The organism is Streptomyces sp. NBC_00096, assembly GCF_045041305.1.
Taxonomy (GTDB): domain Bacteria; phylum Actinomycetota; class Actinomycetes; order Streptomycetales; family Streptomycetaceae; genus Streptomyces.
Genome location: NZ_CP108221.1, coordinates 5226612 through 5252247, shown reverse-complemented (window position 1 = coordinate 5252247; position 25636 = coordinate 5226612). Strand labels below are relative to the sequence as shown.

27 protein-coding genes are annotated in these 25636 nt (G+C 72.2%); 6 read left to right on the top strand and 21 right to left on the bottom strand.

The window, feature by feature from the left end:
• Positions 1-180: 180 nt before the first annotated feature.
• From trpM to hisI, 7 genes are all read right to left on the bottom strand, one after another.
• Positions 181-390, bottom strand: coding sequence for a tryptophan biosynthesis modulator TrpM (gene trpM, locus OG904_RS23175; RefSeq protein WP_266877044.1), 210 nt, complete (start codon positions 388-390; stop codon positions 181-183).
• 8 nt (positions 391-398) lie between these two features.
• Positions 399-1208, bottom strand: a complete 810-nt coding sequence (gene trpC / locus OG904_RS23170; RefSeq protein ID WP_250743801.1) for an indole-3-glycerol phosphate synthase TrpC — start codon at positions 1206-1208, stop codon at positions 399-401.
• A gap of 162 nt (positions 1209-1370) precedes the next feature.
• Positions 1371-1865, bottom strand: a complete 495-nt coding sequence (locus tag OG904_RS23165) for a DUF2752 domain-containing protein (RefSeq protein WP_405493933.1) — start codon at positions 1863-1865, stop codon at positions 1371-1373.
• 52 nt (positions 1866-1917) lie between these two features.
• A complete protein-coding gene (locus OG904_RS23160; protein ID WP_405493931.1) occupies positions 1918-2169 on the bottom strand; it encodes an HGxxPAAW family protein in 252 nt (83 codons plus the stop codon).
• A gap of 170 nt (positions 2170-2339) precedes the next feature.
• Entirely contained in the window at positions 2340-3020 is a 681-nt protein-coding gene (locus OG904_RS23155; protein ID WP_405493929.1) for a TIGR02234 family membrane protein, read from the bottom strand.
• A 14-nt stretch (positions 3021-3034) separates the two neighbouring features.
• Positions 3035-4525, bottom strand: coding sequence for an anthranilate synthase component I (locus OG904_RS23150; protein ID WP_405493927.1), 1491 nt, complete (start codon positions 4523-4525; stop codon positions 3035-3037).
• A gap of 30 nt (positions 4526-4555) precedes the next feature.
• Positions 4556-4945: a phosphoribosyl-AMP cyclohydrolase gene (gene hisI / locus OG904_RS23145; RefSeq protein WP_405493925.1), complete on the bottom strand. Its 390-nt coding sequence runs from the start codon at positions 4943-4945 to the stop codon at positions 4556-4558.
• 84 nt (positions 4946-5029) lie between these two features.
• On the opposite strand from hisI, the gene OG904_RS23140 reads away from it, so the two are divergent.
• The gene (locus OG904_RS23140) at positions 5030-5662 is read left to right on the top strand and encodes a TIGR03085 family metal-binding protein (protein ID WP_405493923.1); all 633 of its coding nucleotides are present in this window, start codon (positions 5030-5032) and stop codon (positions 5660-5662) included.
• A 210-nt stretch (positions 5663-5872) separates the two neighbouring features.
• On the opposite strand, the gene OG904_RS23135 is transcribed toward OG904_RS23140, so the two are convergent.
• The 9 genes from OG904_RS23135 to hisD are packed head-to-tail and all read right to left on the bottom strand — an operon-like array spanning position 5873 to position 12872.
• Positions 5873-7102 (bottom strand): MFS transporter, encoded by a 1230-nt coding sequence (locus OG904_RS23135; protein WP_405493921.1) that lies wholly within the window; start codon positions 7100-7102, stop codon positions 5873-5875.
• Positions 7103-7126: 24 nt separating this feature from the next.
• Positions 7127-7882: an imidazole glycerol phosphate synthase subunit HisF gene (gene hisF / locus OG904_RS23130; protein ID WP_405493919.1), complete on the bottom strand. Its 756-nt coding sequence runs from the start codon at positions 7880-7882 to the stop codon at positions 7127-7129.
• Positions 7879-8295: a RidA family protein gene (locus OG904_RS23125; RefSeq protein ID WP_405493917.1), complete on the bottom strand. Its 417-nt coding sequence runs from the start codon at positions 8293-8295 to the stop codon at positions 7879-7881. The genes hisF and OG904_RS23125 overlap by 4 nt, the downstream gene beginning before the upstream one ends.
• Positions 8292-9026, bottom strand: coding sequence for a bifunctional 1-(5-phosphoribosyl)-5-((5-phosphoribosylamino)methylideneamino)imidazole-4-carboxamide isomerase/phosphoribosylanthranilate isomerase PriA (gene priA / locus OG904_RS23120; protein ID WP_405493915.1), 735 nt, complete (start codon positions 9024-9026; stop codon positions 8292-8294). Before priA ends, OG904_RS23125 begins: the two co-directional genes overlap by 4 nt.
• Entirely contained in the window at positions 9026-9676 is a 651-nt protein-coding gene (gene hisH / locus OG904_RS23115; RefSeq protein ID WP_405493913.1) for an imidazole glycerol phosphate synthase subunit HisH, read from the bottom strand. Before hisH ends, priA begins: the two co-directional genes overlap by 1 nt.
• Positions 9673-9840 carry a hypothetical protein gene (locus OG904_RS23110; RefSeq protein ID WP_405493911.1) on the bottom strand — a complete coding sequence of 56 codons (168 nt, stop codon included), beginning with the start codon at positions 9838-9840 and terminating at the stop codon, positions 9673-9675. Before OG904_RS23110 ends, hisH begins: the two co-directional genes overlap by 4 nt.
• 1 nt (position 9841) lies before the next feature.
• Positions 9842-10435, bottom strand: coding sequence for an imidazoleglycerol-phosphate dehydratase HisB (gene hisB / locus OG904_RS23105; RefSeq protein ID WP_328298154.1), 594 nt, complete (start codon positions 10433-10435; stop codon positions 9842-9844).
• Entirely contained in the window at positions 10432-11553 is a 1122-nt protein-coding gene (locus OG904_RS23100) for a histidinol-phosphate transaminase (protein ID WP_405493909.1), read from the bottom strand. Before OG904_RS23100 ends, hisB begins: the two co-directional genes overlap by 4 nt.
• The gene (gene hisD, locus OG904_RS23095; protein ID WP_405493907.1) at positions 11550-12872 is read right to left on the bottom strand and encodes a histidinol dehydrogenase; all 1323 of its coding nucleotides are present in this window, start codon (positions 12870-12872) and stop codon (positions 11550-11552) included. The genes OG904_RS23100 and hisD overlap by 4 nt, the downstream gene beginning before the upstream one ends.
• A gap of 146 nt (positions 12873-13018) precedes the next feature.
• Here hisD and OG904_RS23090 point away from each other — a divergent pair, with 146 nt between their 5' ends.
• From OG904_RS23090 to ybaK, 3 genes are read left to right on the top strand one after another with little or no spacing between them, the layout of a single operon-like run.
• Positions 13019-14620, top strand: coding sequence for an oxidoreductase (locus OG904_RS23090; RefSeq protein WP_405493905.1), 1602 nt, complete (start codon positions 13019-13021; stop codon positions 14618-14620).
• A 34-nt stretch (positions 14621-14654) separates the two neighbouring features.
• Entirely contained in the window at positions 14655-15392 is a 738-nt protein-coding gene (locus OG904_RS23085) for an LON peptidase substrate-binding domain-containing protein (RefSeq protein WP_405493904.1), read from the top strand.
• Positions 15392-15886 carry a Cys-tRNA(Pro) deacylase gene (gene ybaK, locus OG904_RS23080; protein ID WP_405493903.1) on the top strand — a complete coding sequence of 165 codons (495 nt, stop codon included), beginning with the start codon at positions 15392-15394 and terminating at the stop codon, positions 15884-15886. Before OG904_RS23085 ends, ybaK begins: the two co-directional genes overlap by 1 nt.
• Before the next feature lie 117 nt (positions 15887-16003).
• Here the strand turns inward: ybaK and OG904_RS23075 are convergent, their stop codons facing one another.
• From OG904_RS23075 to OG904_RS23060, 4 genes are all read right to left on the bottom strand, one after another.
• Positions 16004-16711, bottom strand: a complete 708-nt coding sequence (locus OG904_RS23075; protein WP_405493901.1) for a hypothetical protein — start codon at positions 16709-16711, stop codon at positions 16004-16006.
• Positions 16712-16760: 49 nt separating this feature from the next.
• Entirely contained in the window at positions 16761-17573 is an 813-nt protein-coding gene (locus OG904_RS23070; protein ID WP_405493899.1) for an ABC transporter permease, read from the bottom strand.
• Entirely contained in the window at positions 17570-18547 is a 978-nt protein-coding gene (locus OG904_RS23065; protein ID WP_405498206.1) for an ABC transporter ATP-binding protein, read from the bottom strand. The genes OG904_RS23070 and OG904_RS23065 overlap by 4 nt, the downstream gene beginning before the upstream one ends.
• Positions 18548-18650: 103 nt before the next feature.
• Positions 18651-19976, bottom strand: coding sequence for an NYN domain-containing protein (locus tag OG904_RS23060; protein ID WP_405493897.1), 1326 nt, complete (start codon positions 19974-19976; stop codon positions 18651-18653).
• A gap of 229 nt (positions 19977-20205) precedes the next feature.
• On the opposite strand from OG904_RS23060, the gene OG904_RS23055 reads away from it, so the two are divergent.
• Entirely contained in the window at positions 20206-20376 is a 171-nt protein-coding gene (locus tag OG904_RS23055; RefSeq protein ID WP_405493895.1) for a hypothetical protein, read from the top strand.
• A gap of 140 nt (positions 20377-20516) precedes the next feature.
• On the opposite strand, the gene dnaE is transcribed toward OG904_RS23055, so the two are convergent.
• Positions 20517-24059 (bottom strand): DNA polymerase III subunit alpha, encoded by a 3543-nt coding sequence (dnaE, locus tag OG904_RS23050; RefSeq protein WP_405493893.1) that lies wholly within the window; start codon positions 24057-24059, stop codon positions 20517-20519.
• A gap of 226 nt (positions 24060-24285) precedes the next feature.
• On the opposite strand from dnaE, the gene OG904_RS23045 reads away from it, so the two are divergent.
• Positions 24286-25611, top strand: coding sequence for a DUF2252 domain-containing protein (locus tag OG904_RS23045; RefSeq protein WP_405493891.1), 1326 nt, complete (start codon positions 24286-24288; stop codon positions 25609-25611).
• Positions 25612-25636: the final 25 nt, after the last annotated feature.

Here is a 25636-nt window from a genome sequence, read left to right as displayed (position 1 = left end):
TACGGATGCGACGCGGATGTCTTCACCGTATTGCGCCGCCCGCCCCTCACGCGTGCACCCCGCTGGGGCGTGGACGTACGGGTACGGGTCGGCCCGGCCCGGAGTCGACGGCTCGGGGGCGGACCGCAAGGAGGCGGCCGCGGACCCGGTGTACGGCGTACACCGTCCGCGGCGGCCTCGTCACGACGCGACTGGGGGCCGCCATCGCATGCCGTTGACCTGACCGGGCTCGGAGCCGATCACGTACCGGACCCGCCGCCCGCGCACGCGCCGGGCCGGGGCGCGGCAGCCGCGGGGGCGGCAGCCGCGCGCCAGGGGCGCGTGCGCCGTCGGCACACCGGCCAGGCCGGAGCCCGGTCGGGTGCGGACGGAGGGGCGGTTTCGGGCCATGGGACGGGTCAGCTCCGCCCGTGGCGCAGGGCGGGGTGGGCGCCGGCGGCGACGAGGTCGGCCACGGCCGCCTTCGGGTCGCGGCCGGTCACCAGGGACTCCCCGACGAGGACGGCGTCCGCGCCCTCGTTCGCGTAGGCGATGAGGTCGTGCGGCCCGCGGATGCCGGATTCGGCAACCTTGACGATGTGGGCCGGGATCTCTCCGACGATCCGCTCGAAAGTGGAGCGGTCGACCTTGAGGTCCTTCAGGTTGCGCGCGTTGACGCCGATGATCTTGGCGCCCGCGGCGACCGCACGCTCGATCTCCTCCTCGTCGTGGACCTCGACGAGCGGGGTGAGACCGATGGACTCGGCCCGCTCGATGAGGGAGACGAGGGCCTCCTGCTCCAGGGCCGCGACGATCAGCAGCACGAGGTCGGCGCCGTAGGCGCGGGCCTCCCACAGCTGGTACGCCGTGACGATGAAGTCCTTGCGCAGGATCGGGATGTCCACGCGGGCGCGGACGGCCTCCAGGTCGGCCAGGGAACCGCCGAAACGACGCTGTTCGGTGAGGACGGAAATGACCGCCGCACCGCCCGCCTCGTAGTCGGCGGCGAGCCCGGCCGGATCGGCGATGGCTGCCAGCGCACCCTTTGACGGGCTGGAGCGCTTGACCTCGCAGATCACCTTGACGCTGTCGCCGCGCAGGGCAGCGACGCCGTCCTTGGCCTGGGGCGCCTTGGCGGCACGCTCCTTGAGCTCGTCGAGGCTGACGCGCGCCTGCCGTTCGGCAAGGTCTTCGCGGACCCCTTCGATGATCTCGTCGAGCACACTCACGCGAGCGGCCCCCTTCCGGGTCGATGACGGTCGGCCGCCTTGCAGACACGTACAACTGCAAGGTCAGCAGTTCAAATGGTATCCGCAGGACGCCTTGCCCTCCGCACGCGGTTGACCGCGTCCCATTAAATGGACATACGGAATCTTTACTTCAGCTATACCTCAGGGTGCCAGAAACGAGCCCGCGGGCAGGTTCCGGACAATCGAGAACACCAGGGCCACCGCACCGATCACCCACCAGTACAACGGCCGAACGACGAGCCTGGGGGCCGGTACGCCGCGATAGGCGCGAACCAGCCACAGCACCATGAAGCCCGCGAAGAAGAAGTAGCCGGCGACCGCCAGGGCATTCGCCCCGGCAGCCGTCACGAGATCGCCCTGGGCGAACGCGTGGGCGCTGCGCAGCCCGCCGCAGCCCGGGCACAGCACCCCGGTCAGCCTGAACAGCGGGCAGACCGGATAGTGACCGGGCTCGTTCGGGTCCACGGTGCCCACGTACGCGAGGGCCGCGGCGGCCGCGGCCAGCGTGAGCGCCGGGGTCGCGAGCCGCTTCGCCCGGGAAACGGGCGGTGCGGGCGGCGGCGGGCCGGCGTGCTGCGGCGCGGCGGGCGCGAGGCCGGAAGGGTGAGAGTCCACCCGCTGATTCTCTCCGCTCATGACAAAAGGCGCAGCCCGACGGGGCCGCGCCTTTCGGGGACCGCGTCCGCGCTCAGACCTTGGCGGCGAGGCGGTTCGCGGCGATGACCTCGGCGAGGTCGTTGTGGGCGGCCTTCGGCGCGCCCATGCCCGCGGCCTTCATCGCCATGCCCACGACACCGCCGAGCACGACGACGGCGAGGCCCGCGTAGAAGCCCCAGATGTTCGCCAGCACCGTGAAGGCGCCGGAGACGCAGAAACCGATGAAGGCGATGATGACACCGGTCCAGGCGGCCGGGGTGTGTCCGTGGCTAGTGCCCGCCATGAGTTGCTCCTCGTTGGGTCTGGGGTTGGGCTGGGTTGGGCTGGTGGTTCTGTCGCGCGTCGCACGTGCCGTGCCGAACGCTCGACGGTCATTGTCCCGCACCAGGTGGCGGCGGATTTCACGGGGTCGGCCCCGGGGGCCGTTTCCGGGCTCCGCCCGGCGCACCGGGGCTAGGCCGGGCCGGTCGGGTCCTCGCCCCGGTCCAGAGCCTTCCACAGGTCCTCGGGCCGGTCCGGGTCCACCACGGCCGCCTTGCGCGGACGCGGGCTGCCGTCGCGCTCGTAGCGGCCGCCCATGGCGGGCCAGGCGCTCCCGAACCGCAGGGCGAGCAGGCCGGCCAGCAGGATCAGCGCCGCGCCGGCGGCCGTCACGTAGGGCCACGCTGTGTGGGTCAGGCCGGCCACGTGCGCGGCGGTGTCCGCCGTCGTGCGGGCGGCTGCCGCGTCCAGGGCGCTGCGGCCGTCGGCGTTGGCCAGCGCGGCCGCTCCCGCGCCCAGGCCGCTCAGCGCGAGCAGCGCCGACACCAGCAGCCGGCTCCTGCCGCGTACGGCGAAGACGGCGACCAGGGCCGCGAGGCCCACGATGGCCAGGGCCGCGGGCAGGCCGGTGACCTCCCGCCCGTCGGCGGTCAGCGGCAGCGAGCCGCCGCCGATGGCGGCGACGCCGCGGGCCCAGACGCGGCCGGAGGCGAGCAGGACGACGGTGGCGCCGAGCGTGCCGAGCAGCAGGGCGGCGGCCACGCTGCGGCGGCCGCCGCTGCGGCCGGCGGCCTGGGGATCGGCGGCGGCCTCGGGATCGGCGGCGGCGTCATCGGTGGTTCGGGGCGGGGGTACGGCACTCACGCACCCCACTATCCCCTACCGGTTCACGCGCCGTGGAGGCGGTTGGCCGCTCCCACCGCGCGGAGCACCGCGGCGGCCTTGTTGCGGCACTCGGCGTCCTCCAGCTCGGGCACCGAGTCGGCGACGACCCCGGCGCCCGCCTGCACGTACGCCTTGCCGTCGCGCAGCAGGGCGGTGCGGATGGCGATGGCGGTGTCGGAGTCCCCGGCGAAGTCCAGGTAGCCGACGCAGCCGCCGTAGAGCCCGCGGCGGGTGGGCTCCAGCTCCTCGATGATCTGCATGGCGCGGGGCTTGGGCGCACCGGACAGGGTGCCGGCCGGGAAGCAGGCCGTGAGCACGTCGAAGGCGGTCCGGCCCTCGGCGACGCGGCCCGTCACGGTCGAGACGATGTGCATGACGTGCGAGTACCGCTCGATGCTCATGAAGTCGACGACCTCCACGGAGCCCGGCTCGCAGACCCGGCCCAGGTCGTTGCGGCCCAGGTCGACGAGCATGAGGTGCTCGGCGCGCTCCTTGGGGTCGGCCAGCAGCTCCTCGGCGAGCTCGTTGTCCTGCTGCGGGGTGGCGCCGCGGTGCCGGGTGCCGGCGATGGGGTGGACCATGGCCCGGCCGTCCTCGACCTTGACCAGCGCCTCGGGGCTGGACCCGACCACGTCGAAGCCGTTCTCGAAGCGGAAGAGGTACATGTACGGCGACGGGTTGGTGGCCCGCAGCACGCGGTAGACGTCCAGCGCGGAGGCCCGGCAGGGGGTCTCGAACCGCTGCGAGGGAACCACCTGGAAGGCCTCGCCGGCCCGGATCCGCTCCTTCACGTCCTCGACGGCGTCCTGGTACTTCTCGCCGCCCCACAGCGCCGAGTACTCCGGCAGCTCGGAGGCGGGCAGCGGCATCGGCGCGTACGGGGCGGGCCGCGCGAGGTCGGCCTCCATGGCGTCGAGGCGGGTGACGGCGTCCGCGTACGCCTCGTCCACGCCCGCGTCGAGGTCGTTGTGGTTGATCGCGTTGGCGATCAGCAGGACGGTGCCGTCCCAGTGGTCCAGGACCGCCAGGTCGGAGGTGAGCAGCATGGTCAGCTCGGGGAGCTGGAGGTCGTCCTCGGTGTGCTCGCCGATGCGCTCCAGCCGGCGCACGATGTCGTAGCCGAGGTAGCCGACCATGCCGCCGGTGAAGGGCGGCATGCCGGAGGACAGGTCCCGGGGGGTGTGCAGGGCCTCCACGGTCTGGCGCAGGGCCTCCAGGGGGTCGCCGGAGGTCGGGACGCCCACGGGCGGGGTCCCGATCCAGTGGGCCTGGCCGTCCTGGACGGTCAGGGTGGAGGCGCTGCGGACGCCCACGAAGGAGTAGCGCGACCAGGAGCGGCCGTTCTCGGCGGACTCCAGGAGAAACGTCCCCGGACGCTCGGCGGCCAGCTTGCGGTAGAGCCCGACGGGCGTGTCCCCGTCCGCCAGCAGCCTGCGGCTGACGGGGATGACGCGGCGGTCGGCCGCGAGCTTGCGGAACGTCTCAAGATCCATTGAGTGGCACCCTTACCTGTTCGGCTTGACCTATTCGGCTTCGGCAGTGGGGCCGGGAGTGCCGGCCAGGGGCAGGACGTCGGCATCGAAGCACGTACGGGCACCGGTGTGGCAGGCCGCCCCGACCTGGTCCACCCGGACGAGCAAGGTGTCGGCGTCGCAGTCGAGCGCGACGGACTTCACGTGCTGGAAGTGGCCTGAAGTGTCCCCCTTCACCCAGTACTCCTGGCGGCTGCGCGACCAGTACGTACAGCGGCCGGTGGTCAGGGTGCGGTGCAGGGCCTCGTCGTCCATCCAGCCGAGCATGAGCACCTCACCGGTGTCGTACTGCTGGGCGATGGCCGGGACCAGACCGTCCGCGGAGCGCTTGAGGCGGGCGGCGATGGCGGGATCGAGGGAGGACGTACTCATGGGAGCCATTGTGCCGGGCCGCGGGGACGATCAAGGATCCCTGTCCGCCTGATGGGCAGGCGCGGGACGGGTTCCAGCCGTAGGCTGGCCCGCATGTCTACCCATGCGAAGCGTGAACGACTGCTGCTGGCCGATCTGTTGGAGTCGGCCGGACCGGAGGCGCCGACGCTGTGCGAAGGCTGGCGGACGCGGGAACTCGCCGCCCACGTGGTGGTACGGGAGCGCCGCCCGGACGCGGCGGGCGGGCTGCTGCTGAACGTCCTGAAGGCCCGGCTGGACAAGGCGATGGAGGAGTACGGGGCCAAGCCGTACGAGGAGCTCATCCAGTTGATCCGCACGGGTCCGCCGAAGATGTCGGTGTACTCCCTCAAGCAGATCGACGAAGCGGCGAACGCGGTCGAGTTCTACGTCCACGCCGAGGACGTCCGGCGCGCCCAGCCGGACTGGTCCCCGCGGACGCTGGACCCGGTCTTCTCCGACTCCCTGTGGTCCCGGCTGGAGAAGCTGGCCCGCCTGACGGGCCGCCGCTCCCCGGTGGGCCTGGTCCTGCGCCGCCCGAACGGCCAGACGGCGGTGGCCCACAAGGGCGCGCCGGTGGTGACGGTGACGGGCGAACCGGGCGAACTGACCCTGTTCTGCTTCGGCCGCCAGGACGCTGCCGCGGTGGAACTGGACGGCCCGAAGGAAGCCGTCGCGAAGCTCACCGTCGCGAAGCTGGGCATCTGATCCCCGCTGCCCGCACGTGCACGCCGCCGGCTGGGCGATCCAGCCCGTCCGGCGTTTGAGGACCGGGTCCGGGCGGAGCCCGGGGAACGGGCGAAGGGCGGGTAGGGGACCTCCGCCCCGCAGGGCCTGAGGGGACCTCCGCTCCACAGGGCCGACCACCCGCCCACCGGCCCCCGCGCCGGGATGGCAGGGGCGGCACCCCGGCCGGCCTCAGGCGAAGGCCAGCTCCGCGCGGCGGACGGCGGGGGCGGACGTGCCGACGATCGCGCCCGCCATGCTCACCCCCGCACCCGCCAGGAAGACCGGGGTCACCCCCCAGAGGTCCGCCGCGAGGCCGAAGACGGGGTACGCCAGCGGCGCCAGCCCCACCGCCGTGAAGGCCATCACCGAGCTGACCCGGCCGAGGTACGAGGGGTCCGTGGACGTCTGGATCAGGGCCACCGCCAGGCCTCCGCAGATCCCGCAGACCAGCCCCGTCAGCACGGCCAGTGCCACCGCCACCGCCAGGCTCGGGGCCAGCGCCAGGGCCCCGATCCCCGCCGAGCCGATGATCAGGGTGAGGTTCTGGACCGCCCCGGCCCGCGGGAACCTCGGGATCAGGGTCAGCAGCAGCGCACTCGCGGCCGCGCCCACCCCCATCCCGCCGACGATCCAGCCGACCCCGCCCGGCCCCCAGCCGCGGTCCCCCGCGACCAGGATCAGCCCGAGCGTCATCGGCGCCGAGGTGCCCAGCTGGCTCAGCGCCCCCGACAGGACCAGGGGCCCTATCAGGCCGTGCCGCCGGATGTACCCGATCCCCGAGCGCAGCTGCTGCATGGGAGTCTGCGCGGGCCTCCCGGACGGTCCCGGGCCCGGCGCCACCGGCAGCGGGGTGATCCGTACCGCCACCAGCAGCACCAGGGAGAGCCCGAACAGCGCGGCGGCCGTCCCGAAGGCCGCCGCCGGTCCGCCCAGCCCCATCGCCAGACCCGCCACCGGCGGCCCGGCGGTGTGGCCGACGCGCTCGGCCAGGCTGCGCAGCCCCTGGACCCGGACCAGCTGCCCGGGACCGGCGATCCGCGGCGGCAGCGCGCCGACGGCCGGCATGAACAGCGCGTCCACGACCCCGAAGACGAGCGCGACGAGCACCAGTACCCACAGGCCGGGCGAGGTGAGCGCGACCAGCAGCGCCAGGGCCAGGATCACCGCGCAGCGCACGGCGTCCGAGGAGATGACGACCAGCCGCGGCCCGAAGCGGTCGGCGACCACCCCGCCGCCCAGCATGAGCAGCGCCCGCGGCACCGCGCCGACGGCCATGACCAGGCCGACCTCGGCCGGGCCGGCCGTCTGGGCGGCCGTCCAGCCGAGGGAGAGGAAGTAGATCCCGTCCCCGATCAGCGAGGCCCCGTAGGCGGCCAGCCACCGCAGGACATTGGCGTCCCGCCACACGTTCCGGTCCAACGCAGGCCCCCCGGCGAACGGTCCTCAGCGGACCGGGTGGCCCGCCTCCCTCAGCGCTTCCTTGACCTGTCCGATGCGCAGGTCGCCGAAGTGGAACACGGACGCCGCGAGCACCGCGTCGGCGCCCGCCGCGATCGCCGGCGGGAAGTGCGCGAGCTTGCCCGCACCGCCCGAGGCGATCACCGGGACCGTGACGTGCCTGCGCACGGCCGCGATCATCTCGGTGTCGTAGCCGTCCTTGGTACCGTCCGCGTCCATCGAGTTCAACAGGATTTCCCCGGCGCCCAGTTCGGCCGCCCGGTGGGCCCACTCGACGGCGTCGATGCCGGCGCTCCGCCTGCCGCCGTGGGTGGTCACCTCGAAGGAACCGGAGGCGGTGCGGCGCGCGTCCACGGACAGCACGAGCACCTGCCGGCCGAACCGCTCCGCGATCTCCTGGATGAGCTCGGGCCGGGCGATGGCGGCGGTGTTCACGCCGACCTTGTCGGCGCCGGCCCGCAGCAGCTTGTCCACGTCGTCGGCGGTGCGCACGCCGCCGCCCACGGTCAGCGGGATGAAGACCTGCTCGGCGGTGCGGCGCACCACGTCGTAGGTGGTCTCCCGGTTCCCGGAGGACGCGGTGATGTCGAGGAAGGTCAGCTCGTCGGCGCCCTCGGCGTCGTAGAGCTTGGCCATCTCGACCGGGTCGCCGGCGTCGCGCAGGTTCTGGAAGTTGACTCCCTTGACCACGCGGCCGTTGTCCACGTCCAGGCAGGGGATCACCCGTACGGCGAGGGTCATGCGGAGCCTCCGGCGACGGGGCCGAAGGCCTCGACCTCCACCTCGACGACCATGCTCGGGTCCACGAACCCGTTGACGATGATCAGCGTCGAGGCGGGGCGGATCTTGTCGAAGAGCTCGCTGTGGGCACGGCCGACCTCGTCCACGTCGCGGGCGTGCGTGAGGTAGAGCCGGGTGCGGACCACGTGCTCGGGGCCGAGTCCGGCCTGCTCCAGGGCCTTGAAGGCCACGCCGAAGGCCTTGACCGTCTGGTCGTACGGGCCGCCCGCGTCGGCGCCGGTGCAGCCGGAGACCAGGACCAGCCCGTTGGGGAGCTGGACGGCACGGGAGTAGCCGAGGACGTCCTCGTAGGCGCCGCCGGAAGAGATGCGTCGGCCCTCGAAAGGGTTCGTGGAGCTGTTCTCGGAACTCATGCGGAGACCACCTTCAGGGCTTCTTCGAGCGTGAACGCCTTGGCGTACAGGGCCTTGCCTACGATCGCGCCCTCGACGCCGTCCCCGACCAGGGCGGCCAGCGCGCGCAGGTCGTCGAGGGAGGAGATGCCGCCGGAGGCCACCACGGGCCGGTCGGTGGCCGCGCAGACGTTCTTCAGCAGCTCCAGGTTGGGACCGGTGAGGGTGCCGTCCTTGCCGATGTCGGTGACGACGTACCGGGCGCAGCCCTCGGAGTCCAGGCGCGCGAGGGTCTCGTAGAGGTCCCCGCCCTCGCTGGTCCAGCCGCGGCCCTTGAGGGTGGTGCCGCGCACGTCGAGGCCCACGGCGATCCGGTCGCCGTGGTCGGCGATGGCCTTGGCGGCCCACTCGGGGGTCTCCAGGGCGGCGGTGCCGAGGTTGACGCGGGTGCAGCCGGTGGCGAGGGCCGCGGCGAGCGAGGCGTCGTCGCGGATGCCGCCGGACAGTTCGACCTTGATGTCCATGGCGCCGGTGATCTCCGCGACGAGCGCGCGGTTGTCACCGGTGCCGAAGGCGGCGTCCAGGTCGACCAGGTGCAGCCACTCGGCGCCGGAGGCCTGCCAGGCCAGGGCGGCCTCGAGCGGGGAACCGTAGGAGGTCTCGCTGCCGGACACGCCGTGGACGAGGCGGACGGCCTGGCCGTCGCGGACGTCGACGGCGGGGAGCAGTTCGAGCTTCTTCGACGTCGTCATCAGAGGGTCTCGATCCAGTTGGTGAGGAGCTGGGCGCCGGCGTCCCCGGACTTCTCGGGGTGGAACTGGGTGGCCCACAGGGCGCCGTTCTCCACCGCCGCGACGAACCGCTCGCCGTGCGTGGCCCAGGTGACCCTGGGGGCGCGGATCAGCGGGTTGGTGACTTCCAGGGACCAGTCGTGGGCCGCGTAGGAGTGCACGAAGTAGAAGCGGGCGTCCGCGTCCAGCCCGGCGAAGGCCTGGGTATCGGCCGGCGCCTCGACGGTGTTCCAGCCCATGTGGGGGACGATCGGGGCCTTGAGCGGTCCGATCGTGCCGGGCCACTCGTCGAGTCCCTCGGTCTCCACGCCGTGCTCGATGCCGCGCTCGAAGAGGATCTGCATCCCGACGCAGATGCCCATGACGGGACGGCCGCCGGAGAGCCGACGTCCGATGATCCAGTCGCCCCGGGCGTCCTTGAGCCCCTTCATGCAGGCCGAGAAGGCGCCGACCCCGGGGACGAGGAGCCCGTCGGCGTCCATGGCCCGGTCGTAGTCGCGGGTGATCTCCACGTCCGCGCCGACGCGCGCCAGGGCGCGCTCGGCGGAGCGGACGTTGCCGAAGCCGTAGTCGAAGACCACGACCTTCTTGGTGGGGCTGACTGCGCTCATTCCCAAATTCCCTGGATCCGCAGGACTCCGGCGACGAGGCAGAGGACGGAGCTGATGGCGAGCAGGATGACGACCGACTTGGGCATCTTCTGCTTCTGGAAGGAGTAGACGCCGCCGGCCAGGAAGAGGCCGAGGACGATCAGGATCGTGTTGAGCCCGTTCACGCTAGAGGGCGCCCTTCGTGGAGGGCAGGATGCCGGCGGCGCGCGGGTCGAACTCGGCGGCGTAGCGCAGGGCCCGGGCCAGCGCCTTGAACTGGCACTCCACGATGTGGTGGGCGTTGCGGCCGTACGGCACGTGGATGTGCAGGGCGATCTGGGCCTGCGCGACGAAGGACTCGAAGATGTGCCGGGTCATCGTCGTGTCGTACGAGCCGATCATCGGCGCCATGTTCTCGGGCTCGGTGTGCACGAGGTAGGGGCGGCCGGACAGGTCGACGGTCACCTGGGCGAGGGACTCGTCGAGCGGCACGGTGCAGTTGCCGAAGCGGTAGATGCCCACCTTGTCGCCGAGGGCCTGCTTGAAGGCGGCGCCGAGCGCCAGGGCGCTGTCCTCGATGGTGTGGTGGCTGTCGATGTGCAGGTCGCCCTCGGTCTTGACGGTGAGGTCGAAGAGGCCGTGGCGGCCGAGCTGGTCGAGCATGTGGTCGTAGAAGCCCACGCCCGTCGAGACGTCGACCTTGCCCGTGCCGTCGAGGTCTATCTCGACGAGGACCGAGGTCTCCTTCGTGGTCCGTTCGACCCGTCCGATGCGGCTCATGCGTGCTGCTCCTTCTTCAGTGCGCGAACCGCTTCCAGGAACGCGTCGTTCTCGGCCGGGGTGCCCGCGGTGACCCGCAGCCATCCCGGCACGCCGTTGTCCCGGACCAGGACGCCCCGGTCGAGGATCTTCTGCCAGGCGGTGTGGGAGTCCTCGAACCGGCCGAACTGTACGAAGTTCGAGTCGGAGTCGGTGACCTCGAAGCCGATCCCCCGCAACTCGGTGACCAGGCGGTCCCGCTCGGCCTTGAGCTGCTCGACGTAGCCGAGCAGGGTGTCGGTGTACTCCAGGGCGGCCAGTGCGGTCGCCTGGGTGACGGCCGACAGGTGGTACGGCAGGCGTACGAGCTGGACCGCGTCGACCACGGCCGGGTGCGCGGCCAGGTAGCCCAGGCGCAGTCCGGCGGCGCCGAAGGCCTTGGACATGGTCCGGGAGACCACCAGGTTCGGGCGGCCCTCGATCAGCGGGAGGAGGGAGTCGCGGTGGCTGAACTCCACGTAGGCCTCGTCCACGATGACCAGGGAGGGCTTGGCCGCCTGCGCGGCCTCGTAGAGCGCGAGGACCGTCTCCGCCCCGACCGCGGTGCCCGTGGGGTTGTTGGGCGAGGTGATGAAGACGACGTCGGGGGCGTGCTCGGCGATGGCCCGCTCGGCGCTCTCCACGTCGATCGTGAAGTCGTCCCGGCGCGGACCGGAGATCCAGTCGGTCCCGGTGCCGCGCGCGATCAGCGCGTGCATCGAGTACGAGGGCTCGAAGCCGATCGCGGTGCGCCCGGGTCCGCCGAAGGTCTGCAGCAGCTGCTGGAGCACCTCGTTGGAGCCGTTGGCGGCCCAGACGTTCTCCCGCGCGACCGGGTGCTTGCCGGTACGGGTGAGGTAGGCGGCGAGCTCGGTGCGCAGCTCGACCGCGTCCCGGTCGGGGTAGCGGTTGAGGGTGCGGGCGGCCTCGGAGACGCGCTCGGCGATCCGCGCGACGAGCTCTTCGGGGAGCCCGTAGGGGTTCTCGTTGGTGTTGAGCTGGACGGGCACGTCCAGCTGCGGGGCTCCGTACGGGGACTTGCCGCGCAGCTCGTCGCGGATGGGAAGGTCGTCGATGCCGATGTCGGCCGTGCCGGTCATGCCTGCGGAACCTTCCACCCGAAACGTGCCTTGAGAGCCGCGCCGTGCGCGGGCAGGTCCTCGGCCTCGGCCAGCGTCACCACGTGGTGGGTGACCTCGGCGAGGGCGTCCCGCGTGTAGTCGACGATGTGGATGCCGCGCAGGAAGGACTGCACGGACAGCCCGGAGGAGTGGCAGGCGCAGCCGCCGGTGGGCAGCACGTGGTTGGAGCCGGCGCAGTAGTCGCCGAGCGAGACCGGGGACCACGGGCCGACGAAGATCGCGCCGGCGTTGCGCACGCGCGCGGCCCAGGCGGCCGCGTCGGCGGTCTGGATCTCCAGGTGCTCGGCGCCGTACGCGTCGACGACCTTGAGGCCGTCCTCCAGGCTGTCGACCAGCACGATCGCGGACTGGCGACCGGCCAGGGCGGGCTTGATCCGGTCCTCGACGTGCTTGGAGGCCGCGACCTGCGGCTCCAGCTCCTTCTCCACGGCGGCCGCGAGCTCCGCGGAGTCCGTCACCAGGACGGCGGCGGCCAGCGGGTCGTGCTCGGCCTGGCTGATCAGGTCGGCGGCCACGTGGACCGGGTCGGCCGTGGAGTCCGCCAGGACGGCGATCTCGGTCGGGCCGGCCTCGGTGTCGATGCCGATCTTTCCGGTGAAGTAGCGCTTGGCGGCGGCGACCCAGATGTTGCCGGGGCCGGTCACCATGTTCGCCGGGGCGCACTCCTCGGTGCCGTACGCGAACATCGCGACGGCCTGGGCGCCGCCGGCGGCGTACACCTCGTCGACGCCGAGCAGCGCGCAGGCGGCGAGGATCGTCGGGTGCGGCAGTCCGTCGAAGTCCACCTGCGGCGGGGACGCGAGCGCGATCGACTCGACGCCCGCCTCCTGGGCCGGAACCACGTTCATGACGACGGAGGAGGGGTACACCGAGCGGCCGCCCGGGGCGTACAGCCCCACGCGCTCCACCGGAACCCACTTCTCGGTCACCGTGCCGCCGGGGACCACCTGGGTGGTGTGCTCGGTGCGGCGCTGGTTGCGGTGCACGATCCGGGCGCGCCGGATCGACTCCTCGAGGGCGGCGCGGACGGCCGGGTCGAGCTGGTCGAGGGCGGCCCGCAGCGCCTCGGCAGGCACCCTGACCTGCTCGAGGGTCACTCCGTCGAACTTCTGCGCGTACTCGATCAACGCCGCCGTCCCACGATGGTGGACGTCCTCGCAGATGGGCCGCACCTTCTCCAGGGCGGCTTCCACGTCGAACTCGGCACGGGGCAGCAGATCGCGCAGGGCGCCACCCTCGGGGAGGGTGTCACCGCGCAGGTCGATACGAGAGATCACCAGGCAATTCTCTCAGACCGCCTCACGGCACCGTTCCTCCGTATCACTGGCTGATACAGGCCACGGACGTTCCCGGATGTCACACGGGCCCTCTAGCGTTCGCTTGCGCGCGGTGACGTCCACCGCGCCAGCGGAGGGGGGCCGCCATGGCCGAAGCACGCGCGGGCGCGGAACCGGCCGATCTCACCGGCCCCGAACAGCTCATGTGGAACGCGTACCGGACGGGCAGCGTCTGCGACCTCAGCACCCGCGCCGCCGACCGGGACGATCCGCACGCCGACCGGGTCTGGGGCTCCGAGCGCAGTGTCCGGGCGCGGGTGGTGGCGCTGCTGCTGCTGCACGGGCCGGGCCCGGTGCCGGGCCGGGTGGCCTCGCTGAAGCTGCGCGGCGTGCGGATCACCGGCCGCCTGGACCTCTCCGGGGGCACGGTGGCCCCGTACGTGGAGCTCCAGTCCTGCCGCTTCGACGGCGAGATCCAGCTCTCCGAGACCCGCTTCGGGACGCTGCGGCTGGTCAACTGCGCGATACCCCGGCTGGACGCGGCCCGCCTGCACACCGAGGGCGACCTGCACCTGCCGCGCTGCCGGGTGGCGCGCGGGATCCGGCTGACCGACGCGCAGATCGGCACCGATCTGCTGATCAGCGAGGCGGTGGTGCAGCGCGACAGCAAGGGGCGGGCCATCGCCGCCGACGGGATGTCGGTAGCGCAGGACTTCCAGGGCGAGCTGCTCCAGACGTACGGGGAGCTGAGCCTGCGCGGCGCCAAGGTCGGCGTGTCGATGAACCTGCGCGGGGCCCGCCTGGTCAATCCGAACGGGAGGCGGGCGCTGAACGCCCCGCAGCTCACCGTCGAGCGCACCCTGTACCTGACCTCCATCGCGCTGGGCCACACCCCGGGCGACTCCGATTCCTCCACTCCCCCGTACGGGCTCGGGTACACGCCCGTACGGGGCCAGCGCGCGCAGCCCTTCGAGTGCTGGGGCGGCCTGCGCCTGGACGACGGCCGCTTCGGCGACGCCGTGGACTTCTACGGGGCCCGGTTCACCCTCACGGAGGACCAGGAGGTCTCGCTGCGCCGGATCCACACCCCGGAGCTGCGGTTCGTGGGCGAGCGGCCGGAGCGGGGGCGGGTGGTGCTGTCGGGGGCCAAGGTGGTCAAGCTCGTCGACACCTCCACGAGCTGGCCCGGCCCGGGCCGGGTCTCCATGGAGGGGTTCGGCTACGAGAACCTCGCGCCGCGGGGCCATTTCCCGGCGCCCCGCCGGCTGGAGTGGGTCGAGGCGGCCACCACCGAGTACTCCCCGGAACCGTACGAGCGGCTGGCCGCCGTACTGCGGGCCTCGGGGGAGGACGCGGACGCCCGCGAGGTGCTCCTGGCCAAGCAGCGGCGCCGCCGGGCCACGCTGCCGCCCGCGCTGCGCGCGTGGGGGTACATGCAGGACTGGACGGTGGTCTACGGCTACCGGCCGGGGCGGGCGGCCCTGTGGATGACGGTCCTGTGGGCGGCGGGGGCCGTGCTCTTCTCGCTGCACGGGAAGCCGCCCGCGATCAAGGCCGACGAGCACCCCGACTGGAACGCGGCGCTGTTCGCCCTGGACCTGCTGCTCCCGGTGATCGACCTCGGCCAGCAGGACCAGTGGATTCTGAAGGGCGGCTGGCAGTGGGGGGCGGCGGCGCTGGTCATCCTGGGCTGGATCCTGGCCACGACGGTGGCGGCGGGAGCGTCCCGGCTGTTGAGGCGGGGGTGACGGTCCGCTGGCCGCGGCCACTACCCTGTGCCTCGTGACCACCGTTCGCCTGCCCCTCTTCCCGCTGAACTCGGTGCTGTTCCCGGGACTCGTCCTCCCGCTGAACATCTTCGAGGAGCGTTATCGCGCCATGATGCGCGAGCTGCTGAAGGCGGGAGAGGAAGAGCCCCGCCGTTTCGCGGTCGTCGCGATCCGCGACGGCCGGGAGGTGGCCCCGACCGCGCCCGGCCTGCCGGACCAGACCTCCCTGCCCGAGCGCGGCCCGGCCGCCGGCTTCGGCGCGGACCCGGTCCAGGCCTTCCACCGGGTGGGCTGCATCGCGGACGCGGCCTCGATCCGGGAGCGGGAGGACGGCAGCTTCGAGGTGATGGCGACCGGCACGGTCCGGGTCCGCCTGCTGTCGGTCGACGCCTCCGGCCCGTTCCTGATGGCGGAGCTGGAGGAGCTGCCGGAGGACTCGGGGGAGGGCGCGGGAGCGCTGGCGGAGGGTGTGCTGCGGGCGTTCCGCGCCTATCAGAAGCGGCTGGCGGGAGCCCGCGAACGGTCCCTGACCGGCATGGACCTCCCCGACGAGCCCTCGGTGGTCTCGTACCTGGTCGCGGCGGCCGCGGTGCTCGACATCCCGGCGAAGCAGCGCCTGCTCCAGGCCCCGGACACGGCGACCCGCCTCGCGGAGGAGCTGAAGCTGCTGCGCACGGAGACGGCCGTCATCCGCCACCTCCCGTCGCTGCCGGCCGTGGACCTGACGCGCATGCCGACGAGCCCGAACTGATGGCGAAGAAGAAGCCGGCGCCGGCGGGCACTCCGGCGATCGTGGCGCTGACGGCGGCGGGCGCCGATTTCACCGTCCACGCCTACGAGCACGATCCGGCCCACCCGTCCTACGGCGAAGAGGCGGTCCAGGCCCTCGGGGTCCCCCCGTCCCAGGTCTTCAAGACGCTGCTGGCCGATGTGGACGGCTCCCTGGTGGTGGCGGTGGTCCCGGTCTCGGGCAGCCTCGACCTGAAGGCCCTGGCCGCCGCGGTGGGCGGCAAGCGCGCCGCGATGGCCGACCCGGCCCTGGCGGAACGCACCACGGGCTACGTCCTGGGCGGCATCTCCCCGCTGGGCCAGCGCAAGCGGCTGCCCACGGTCCTGGACGCCTCGGCGGCGGACTTCCCCACGATCTGCGTGTCGGCGGGCCGCCGCGGCCTGGAGGTCGAACTCCCCGCGTCCACGCTGACCGCCCTGACCTCGGCCGCCCTGGCCCCGATCGCCCGCCCGTAGCCCTGGATTCATCCGCCCCGCCGGCGTTTGAGCCGCGCGGTCTGGGGCGGAGCCCCAGGGAACGGGCGAAGGGCGGGTGGGGGACAGCCCCCGCAGGGCCCGCCGCTCCCGGCCGGGCTACGCCCGGGGAGGCTCCGTACCGGACGGGTCCGGGGCCGGGGAAGGGTCCGGGTACGCGATGTCGGTGGAGTCGGTGGAGTCGGCAGGGGCCTGGTGGTACGTCGACGGCCACACCTGCATCGCCGGCGCGGCCTCCCGCGGCCCCCAAAGCGCCGTCAGCCCCAGGTGGACGACGACCGCGGCCATCGGCCAGGCGAGCAGCGCCCCGTGCGCCATGAGCTCCAGCGGTGCGTCGAAGGAGACTCCCTTGCCCGCCCGGCGGGCGGCCGCCGCCAGGTCCGAGGACGGGCCCAGCCACAGGCCCAGCTGCCAGCCCACCAGCGCGGCGAAACCCGATCCGATCCCGAGCCCGAGCACCTGCGCGGCGCCCCCGCGGCGGCGCCACAGGAAGACCGCGACCGCGCTCAGGACGCCGAGCCCGATCGACAGCAGGAGGAAGGTGCCGTCCGCCCCGATGCGCGCCTCGCTCTCGGTGTCGCGCAGGTAGACGGCCTCGCCGTTCGAGAAGTACTGCACGCGCGGCGCGAGCCACACCCACAGCAGCCCGAGCAGCACGCCGGCCACGCCCACCACGAGGGCGATGGCGGCCCCGTCGCGGACGTCGGACGGGGAGAAGGCGGGCTCGGAGGACGCCGGAGGCGTGGGGAGGACCTGCGCCGACGGCGGCTGGTCGGGCTTGTCATAAGGGGTCACGGCTTCGGTCACCCCCACATCGTGCCAGGTCTCGGGCCGGAGGGATCGGGCGGCTGTGGCCTCAGCGGACCGCCGCCCGCCGGTAGGCCCAGGTCGCGACGGCCAGGGACAGGGCGCCCACCACCGCGCATACGCCGAGGTCGAGGAGGACCGCCGCCCAGTCCGGGTGCGGCTCGAAGGTGCGGGCGAAGGCCTCCACGCCGTACGTGGACGGCAGCAGGTCCCGGGCCCACACGATGACGTCGGGCATCCGCTCGGGCGGCAGTACGCCCAGCAGCAGCGCCGCCGACATGCCGAGCTGGCCGGCCAGGGTGGCCAGTTCCTGGCGCGGCGCGAGCAGTCCCAGCGCCGCACCGAGCCCGGCGAGCGCGGCCCCGGCGAGCGGCACCACGGCCACCAGGATCCACAGTCCGCCCATCGGCAGCCCGAACAGCACGCTGCCGAAGACGGCCGTCACCAGGGTGCCCGGCAGGGTGAAGGAGGCGTACGCGGCGGCCGCGCCCAGCACCACCGACGCGGGCGGTACCGGCAGGGTGGCGTAGTGGTCCAGCCCGCCGCTGGCCCGGAGCTGCCCGAAGTACTGGGCGAGCAGGTTCAGTGCGACGAAGGCCACGACCAGCACGGAGGAACCGGCGACGACGGCCCGTGCCTCGGAGCCCCCGTCGACCACGCCCCGCATCAGGATCATGATCCCGACGGATTGGAAGGTGGCCACGAAGAGCAGCGGGATCCGCGCGACCCGCGCGCGGGACAGCTGTGCCCGGTAGACGGCGGCGAGCGCCGGGAGGAACCGGGCGCGCGGAGCCAGTACGGCCGGGGCGCTGCCGCGCACGTCAGCGGTCGCGGCGCCGGTGGTGGTGGCGGTGGAGCTCACGCCTTCACCAGTCCCTTCGAGGTGCGCCCGCCCAGGGCGAGGTACACGTCCTCCAGGCTCGGCGTGGCCAGCGTGAAGTCGTCGAGGGCCGCGAAGGCCGGGCCCCCGGTCACGGCGGCCACCGCCGCCCGCGCCTCGTCGGGTGCCAGCCGCAGCACCCAGCGCCGCCCGGATTCGGTGGCCGCCGCGGCGAGCGAGGCGACCTCCGGGAGTTCCAGCGGCGGGGTGGTGCGCCAGACGAGTTCGAGGCGGACCTCGCCGGAGACCCGGGCCTTGAGTCCGGCGGGGGTGTCGCAGGCGATGACCCGGCCCTGGTCGATGACGGCGACCCGGTCGAGGACGGTCTCGGCCTCGATGACGTTGTGGGTGACCAGCAGCACGGTGGCCCCGGTCTCGGCGCGGCGGCGGTCCACGGCGGACCAGACGGCCCGCCGGGCCACCGGGTCCATGCCGGTGGTGGGCTCGTCGAGGACCAGGACGGGCCGCTCCCCCACCAGTGCGGCGGCGAAGCACGCGAGGCGCCGCTGCCCGCCGGAGAGCTTCTTCAGGGGCCGCCCGGCGATCGGGGTCAGCCCGAGCTCCTCGAGTACGGAATCCCGCGCGGCCCGCGCGGCGCGTACGTCCAGTCCGCGCAGCCGGCCGGTCGTCTCGGCGGCCAGCGACACGGTGAGGTCGTCGAGGGCGGTGGACTCCTGCCCGAGGTAGGAGAGCAGCCGGGCCGCCCGCTCGGGGTGGCGCACGAGGTCGTGGCCGAGCAGGGTCACCGAGCCGCTGTCCGGCCGCATCAGTCCGGTGAGCTGGCGGACCAGGGTGGACTTGCCGGCGCCGTTGGGGCCGAGCAGCCCGAAGATCTCGCCGCGCCGCACGTCCAGGGAGATCCCGTCGGTGGCACGGGTCTCGGGCAGGGCGGGAGCCCCGCGCCGTCCCCGTACCGCCGGGTACGTCTTGACCAGGTCACGCACCGCGCAGACCACGTCGGGGGCCGGTCCCGCGGCCGCTGCCGCGGTCGGCCTGCCGAGGTCTGCTGCCTGTGCTGCGCCCGTACTCACGAGGGAGCAGCCTACGGGGTTGCGGCCCCTACTCGGCTGCCGGGGGCGCCGGGGCCACCGGGACGGGGGCTCCCGCCGCCGCGGGCACGGCGGCCGGGGTGCCCGCGCCGGCCACGTGTTCGGCGGCGGCCCGTACGTCGATCTCGCGCCAGAAGCCGGCCCGGATGGCGTAGCGGTCGTGCTCGTCGATCTGGTCGTCCTTGTGGGCGAGGAGTCCGAACCTGGCGGCGTAGCGGAGCAGTTCCCCGTCGATCCGGTGCGGGATCCGCGGGTACATGGTGGCGAGCTTCTGCAGGTGCACGGTCTCCGGGAGCCGTTCCATCCAGCGCCGGGCGAAGACCTGTCCGACCTCGAAGGGGTCGCCGCCGACGGTGGTGATGTCCTCCTCGCGGTCCGCCCAGCGCTGCTCGGCGGAGGTGAGCTGGGCGAGGGTGGGCAGCGAGGCGGTCTCGGCGGGTTCGCCGAGCGGCCCCGCGCGGTCGATCCAGCCCTTGTCGGAGGACCAGCGCAGGGCGCTGCCGGCCGGGGCGGACCCGAGGCCCGGGACCGCCGCGGGGGCGGGTCCGGCGGCGCCGGGGGCGCGCAGGGAGCCCGCCAGGTCCTTGGGGGTCGGGACGGCCCTGCCGTTGGCGGTGGCGGGCGAGGCGGGGGCGGGTACACCGCCCTCCTCGGGCTCCGCGGCGCCCGGGGACCGGCTGCCGTTGCCGCGCGCGGCCTCGGCGAGGGCGGCCTCGGGCAGCGGTGCGGAGAGGATGGCGGCGATCTCGGGGCGCGGGGCGGGCGGCGGGGCGCAGAGGCCGGTGAGGTCGCGGGCGCGGACGGCCCGGGTGATCCAGGCGCGGTCCAGGACGCGGCGCTCGTCGGCTTCGGCGACGAGGTCCTCGGACTGGTTGTAGTCCCCGTCGGCGGCCTGGACGGCCCACAGGTGGACGGCGACCCCGTGTTCCTTGGCCGACATCAGGCCGGGGAGCAGGTCCCCGTCTCCGGTGACGAGTACGACGTCCGAGCAGGCGCGGTTGCGGGCCAGCTCGGTGAGCTCGGCGTGCATGGCCGCGTCGACGCCCTTCTGGGCCCAGCGGCCGTCGCTGCGGGTCAGGGCGCCCAGGCGGACGGTGACGCGGGGCATGACGCGCAGCCGGCGGTGCTCGGGCTGGGGCACCCGGTCGGGTGCCCCGTCGAACCAGTAGATCCGCAGGAGCGGCTGCTCGGTGTCGGCCTCGGCGCGCTCGCGCAGGCCGTGGATGAGCGCCGCATGGTCGACGGTGATGCGGGAGCGTGAGGGCTCTCCCGCGAGAAGGCTCGCGGCGGCGCCCAGCAGATAGCCGGCGTCCACCAGGACGACGCAGCGGTCCACGCGTACCACCCTCTTCCCTGGGGGTCCTCTGTGTGTTTCGCGGTTTCCCCGAGTCTGCCCGACGGCAAGGGCGTTGACGGCCGGAACTCGATCATCGGCGTGGCGTATCTCCCAGAGGTCCCCGGTGAGGCGCCTGACTACGCGCGGTAATGATCCAAAATGCGCCGTTTACGGCGCTGTGTGAGTGTGAAGGCGGCCCTGGCCCCTACACCCCTCACGGAGGCTTCCCATGGCCAAGAACAAGAACCGCCAGCAGCCCGCCAAGTCCCAGGACCGCACGGCTTCGCAGGATCCGGCGAAGAGTTCGATGGAATCCTCGCCCGCACCCTCCCCCTCGGCGGCCCCGAGTCCACTGCAGATGGCCGGCAAGAAGAGGGAAAAGAAGTTCGGCCACAACTGACAGCTCGACCGTCAGCGCAAACTGACACCGCGCACTGACAGCGCGAACTGACACCGCTTTCCCGTACGTGGAAAGGCCCGCCCCCGGTCGACAGGGGGCGGGCCTTCCCGCGTACGGGGGTGTGCCCCGGGGCCGGGCTGCTAGCCGGCCAGGCAGGACGGCCCGAGCAGCACCTTGAGGTCGCCGAAGAGCGCCGGGTCGGGCTTGACCCGGTGCTTGTCGAGGCGGAGGACGGTGGTGGTGCGCGGCCCCTGGAGCTTGATCCGCACCTCGCTGTTGCCCTGGTGGTGGCGCAGGATCTCGCCCAGCCGGGTCACCATCGGCGGGGTGACCTTGACGGTGGGGATGGTGAGGACGACCGGGGCGTTGGTGCCGGCGTTCGACAGGTCGGGGACCATCATCTCCATGGCGACCAGCCGGGGGACGTCCTCGCGCTTGTCCAGGCGGCCCTTGACGAAGACGACGGTGTCCTCGACCAGCTGGGTGGAGACGAGCTGGTAGGTCGCTGGGAAGAACATGCACTCGATGGAGCCGGCCAGGTCCTCGACGGTGGCGATGGCCCAGGCGTTGCCCTGCTTGGTCATCTTGCGCTGGAGGCCCGAGATGATGCCGCCGATGGTGACCACGGCGCCGTCGCCGTGCTCGCCTCCGGTGAGCTGGGAGATGCCGGCGTCGGTCTTGTCGGAGAGGACGTGCTCCAGGCCGAAGAGCGGGTGGTCGGAGACGTAGAGGCCGAGCATCTCGCGCTCCTGGGCGAGCAGGTAGGCCTTCTCCCACTCGACGTCGGAGAACTCCACGTCGAGGCCGAATCCCGGCTCGTCGCTCGTGTTCTCGTCACCCATTCCGCCGAAGAGGTCGAACTGTCCCTCGGCCTCCTTGCGCTTGACGGCGACCACGTTGTCGATCATCGGCTCGTGGTGGGCGACCAGGCCCTTGCGGGTGTGGCCCATCTCGTCGAAGGCGCCGGCCTTGATCAGGGACTCGACGGTGCGCTTGTTGCAGACGACGGCCTCGACCTTGTCCAGGAAGTCGGGGAAGGTGGAGTACTTCCCCTTGGCCTTCCTGGTCTTGATGATCGACTCGACGACGTTGGTGCCGACGTTGCGGACGGCGGTGAGGCCGAAGAGGATCACGTCGTCGCCCTGGGCGGCGAAGTTGGGCTCCGACTCGTTCACGTTCGGCGGGAGCACCTTGATGCCCATGCGGCGGCACTCGTTCAGGTAGATCGCGGACTTGTCCTTGTCGTCCTTGACCGAGGTGAGCAGGCCCGCCATGTACTCGGCCGGGAAATTGGCCTTGAGGTAGGCGGTCCAGTAGGAGACCAGGCCGTACGCGGCCGAGTGGGCCTTGTTGAAGGCGTAGCCGGCGAAGGGGACCAGGACGTCCCACAGCGCCTTGATCGCCTGGTCGCTGAAGCCCTTCTCCTTGGCGCCCGCCTCGAAGATGACGAAGTTCTTCGCCAGTTCCTCGGGCTTCTTCTTGCCCATCACGCGGCGCAGGATGTCGGCCTCGCCGAGCGAGTACCCGGCGATGATCTGGGCGGCCTTCTGGACCTGCTCCTGGTACACGATCAGGCCGTAGGTGACCGCGAGCACCTCTTCGAGCGGCCCCTCCAGCTCCGGGTGGATCGGGGTGATCTCCTGCTGCTTGTTCTTGCGCAGGGCGTAGTTCGTGTGCGAGTTCATGCCCATCGGGCCCGGCCGGTACAGGGCCGAGACGGCGGAGATGTCCTCGAAGTTGTCGGGCTTCATCAGGCGCAGCAGGGAGCGCATGGGCCCGCCGTCGAACTGGAACACGCCGAGGGTGTCGCCGCGGCCGAGCAGTTCGAAGGTCTTGGGGTCGTCGAGCGGCAGGCCGAGGAGATCGATGTCGATCCCCTTGTTGGCCTTCACCATCTTGACGGCGTCGTCCATGATCGTGAGGTTGCGCAGGCCGAGGAAGTCCATCTTCAGCAGGCCGAGCGATTCGCAGCTCGGGTAGTCCCACTGGGTGATGGTGACGCCGTCGGAGTGGCGGACCCAGACCGGTACGTGGTCGGTGATGGTCTCGCTGGACATGATCACGCCGGCGGCGTGCACGCCCATCTGGCGGACCAGGCCCTCCACGCCGCGGGCGGTGTCGATGACCTTCTTGACGTCCGGCTCGTTCTCGTACATCCCGCGGATCTCGCCGGCCTCGCCGTAGCGGGGGTGCTGCGGGTCGAGGATGCCGGAGAGCGGGATGCCCTTGCCGAGGACGTCGGCGGGCATGGCCTTGGTGAGGCGGTCGCCCATGGCGTACGGGTAGCCCAGGACGCGCGCGGAGTCCTTGATCGCGTTCTTGGCCTTGATCGTGCCGTAGGTGCCGATCATGGCGACCTTGTCCGCGCCGTACTTCTCGGTCACGTACCTGATCACCTCGACGCGCCTGCGCTCGTCGAAGTCGATGTCGACATCGGGCATGGAGACGCGCTCGGGGTTCAGGAACCGCTCGAAGATCAGGCCGTGGGTGATCGGGTCGAGGTCGGTGATGCCCATGGCGTACGCGACGATCGAGCCGGCCGCGGAGCCTCGGCCGGGGCCGACCGCGATGCCCTGGTTCTTGGCCCACATGATGAAGTCGGCGACCACGAGGAAGTAGCCGGGGAAGCCCATCGAGATGATCGTGTCCATCTCGTACTCGGCCTGCTTCATCCGGTCGTCCGGGATGCCTCCGGGGTAGCGGCGCTGCATGCCCCGCATGGTCTCCTCGCGGAACCAGGTGACCTCGGTGTAGCCGTCCGGGATGTCGAACTTCGGCATCAGGTTCCGGAACTGGAACATGCCCTCGGTGTCGATCTGGTCCGCGACCAGCTTCGTGTTGGCGCAGCCCTCCTGCCAGGCGTCCGAGGAGTCGATGGCGTACATCTCGTCCGTGGACTTCAGGTAGTAGCCGGTGCCGTCGAAGCGGAAGCGGTCCGGGTCCGAGAGGTTCTTGCCGGTCTGGATGCAGAGCAGGGCGTCGTGGGCGCCGGCCTCGCTGGCGTAGGTGTAGTGGGAGTCGTTCGTCACCAGCGGCGGGATGCCGAGCTTCTTGCCGACCTCCAGCAGCCCGTCGCGGACCCGGCGCTCGATCTCGATGCCGTGGTCCATCAGCTCCAGGAAGTAGCGGTCCTTGCCGAAGATGTCCTGGTACTCGGAGGCGGCCTTGAGGGCCTCGTCGAACTGGCCGAGGCGCAGCCGGGTCTGGAGCTCGCCGGAGGGGCAGCCGGTGGAGGCGATCAGGCCCTCCGACCACTTGCTGATGGTCTCCTTGTCCATGCGCGGCCACTTGGTGAGCCAGCCCTCGGCGTACGCGTCGGAGGACAGCCGGAAGAGGTTGTTCAGGCCGGTGGCGTTCGCCGCCCAGATCGTCTTGTGGGTGTAACCACCGGAACCGGACACGTCGTCGCGCTTCTGGTGGGGCTGGCCCCACTGGATGCGCCGCTTGTTGCGCCGGGACTCCGGGGCGACATATGCCTCGATCCCGATGATCGGCGTGATTCCGGCCTTCTTCGCGGTGTGGAAGAAGTCATACGCCCCGTGCAGGTTGCCGTGGTCGGACATGGCGATGTGCGACATGCCCATCTCATTGCACGCGTTGAACATGTCCTTCAGCCGCGCGGCACCGTCCAGCAGGGAGTACTGGGTGTGGACGTGCAGGTGCGTGAACGGCGTCTTGGTCACGGTGGGGGCTCCTGAAGATCACAGTGGCGCGCAGTGCCTCGATGAGGGGCGGTGGCCGGGTGACGGGTGGGCGGGGAGAGAGGGGCGGCAGCTTTGAATCCTACGTCTCCCGGGTGACAGATCACGGGCACTGGCGGGTACGGTCATGCGTTGCACGACCAACGGCAGTGTCCGGCCGCGCATGATCAAAACGTGATCCACCCCGCACCACCTGGAGGCACCCGCCATGGCGGTTCCCGAGACGACCGACGAGCAGCGCGCCGAGCAGATACTCGACGTGTTCGACATCGCCTTCGGCGAGCTGATCACCGCCGACCCCGCCGCCTTCCGCGTCAAGTTCCGGAAGATGGCCGCTTCGGCCTTCGCCTTCTACCGGGGCACCGCCTGCCTCTTCTACGCCGACCTGGAGCGCGAGCGGCACGGCGGCCCGTACCTGGACGAGCGCACCGGCCGGGTGTGGATCCACGGTGATCTGCACGCCGAGAACTTCGGCACCTACATGGACTCCAACGGCCGGCTGGTCTTCAACGTCAACGACTTCGACGAGGCCTACGTCGGCCCCTTCACCTGGGACCTGAAGCGGTTCTCGGCCTCCGTCGCCCTGATCGGCTACACCAAGGCGCTCAGCGACGACCAGATCAGCGAGCTGGTGCGGATCTACGCGGCCGCCTACCGGGAGCGCATCCACGCGCTGGCGACCGGCGCCAAGCACGAGGAGGTCCCCTCCTTCACCCTCGACAGCGCCGAGGGCCCGCTGCTGGCGGCCCTGCGCTCGGCCCGCAGCCGTACCCGCTTCGCCCTCCTCGACTCGATGACCGAGATCCGCGAGTTCGAGCGCCGCTTCTCCCCCGGCCCCGGAACCATCGAGCTGGACGCCGCCACCCGGTACAAGGTGCTCGCCGCCTTCGACGGGTACCTCGAGACCCTCCCCGAGGAGTCCCTGATCCGCCCGGACTCCTACCGGGTCAAGGACGTCGTGGGCCGCCGGGGCGTCGGGATCGGCTCGGCGGGCCTGCCCTCGTACAACATCCTGCTGGAGGGCCACAGCGACGCCCTGGAGAACGACGTCGTGATCTACCTCAAGCAGGCGCAGACCCCGGCCGTGTCCCGGCACGTCACCGACCGGGCGGTGCGCGACTACTTCCAGCACGAGGGGCACCGCACGGTGATCTCCCAGCGGGCCCTGCAGGCGCACGCCGACCCGTGGCTCGGCTGGACCGAGCTGGACGGGGCCGGGCAGCTGGTGGCGGAGGTCTCCCCGTACGCGGTGGACCTGGACTGGTCGGACCTGGACGACCTGGAGGAGATCGCGGCCGTGGTCGCGGACCTCGGCCGGGCGACGGCGACCATGCACGGCGCGGCGGACGAGCAGGAGAGCGGCCAGACGCTGGTCCCCTTCTCCACCGAGCGGGCCATCGACGCGGCCATCGCCGCCGACGAGGAGGGTTTCGCGGACCTGCTGGTGGACTTCGCCCACGCCTACGGCGCCCGGGCGCGCGCCGACCACCAGATCTTCGTGGACCTCTTCCGCAACGGCCGGATCCTGCCTTAGCCGGGACCAAGGGCTCCCTCTCACA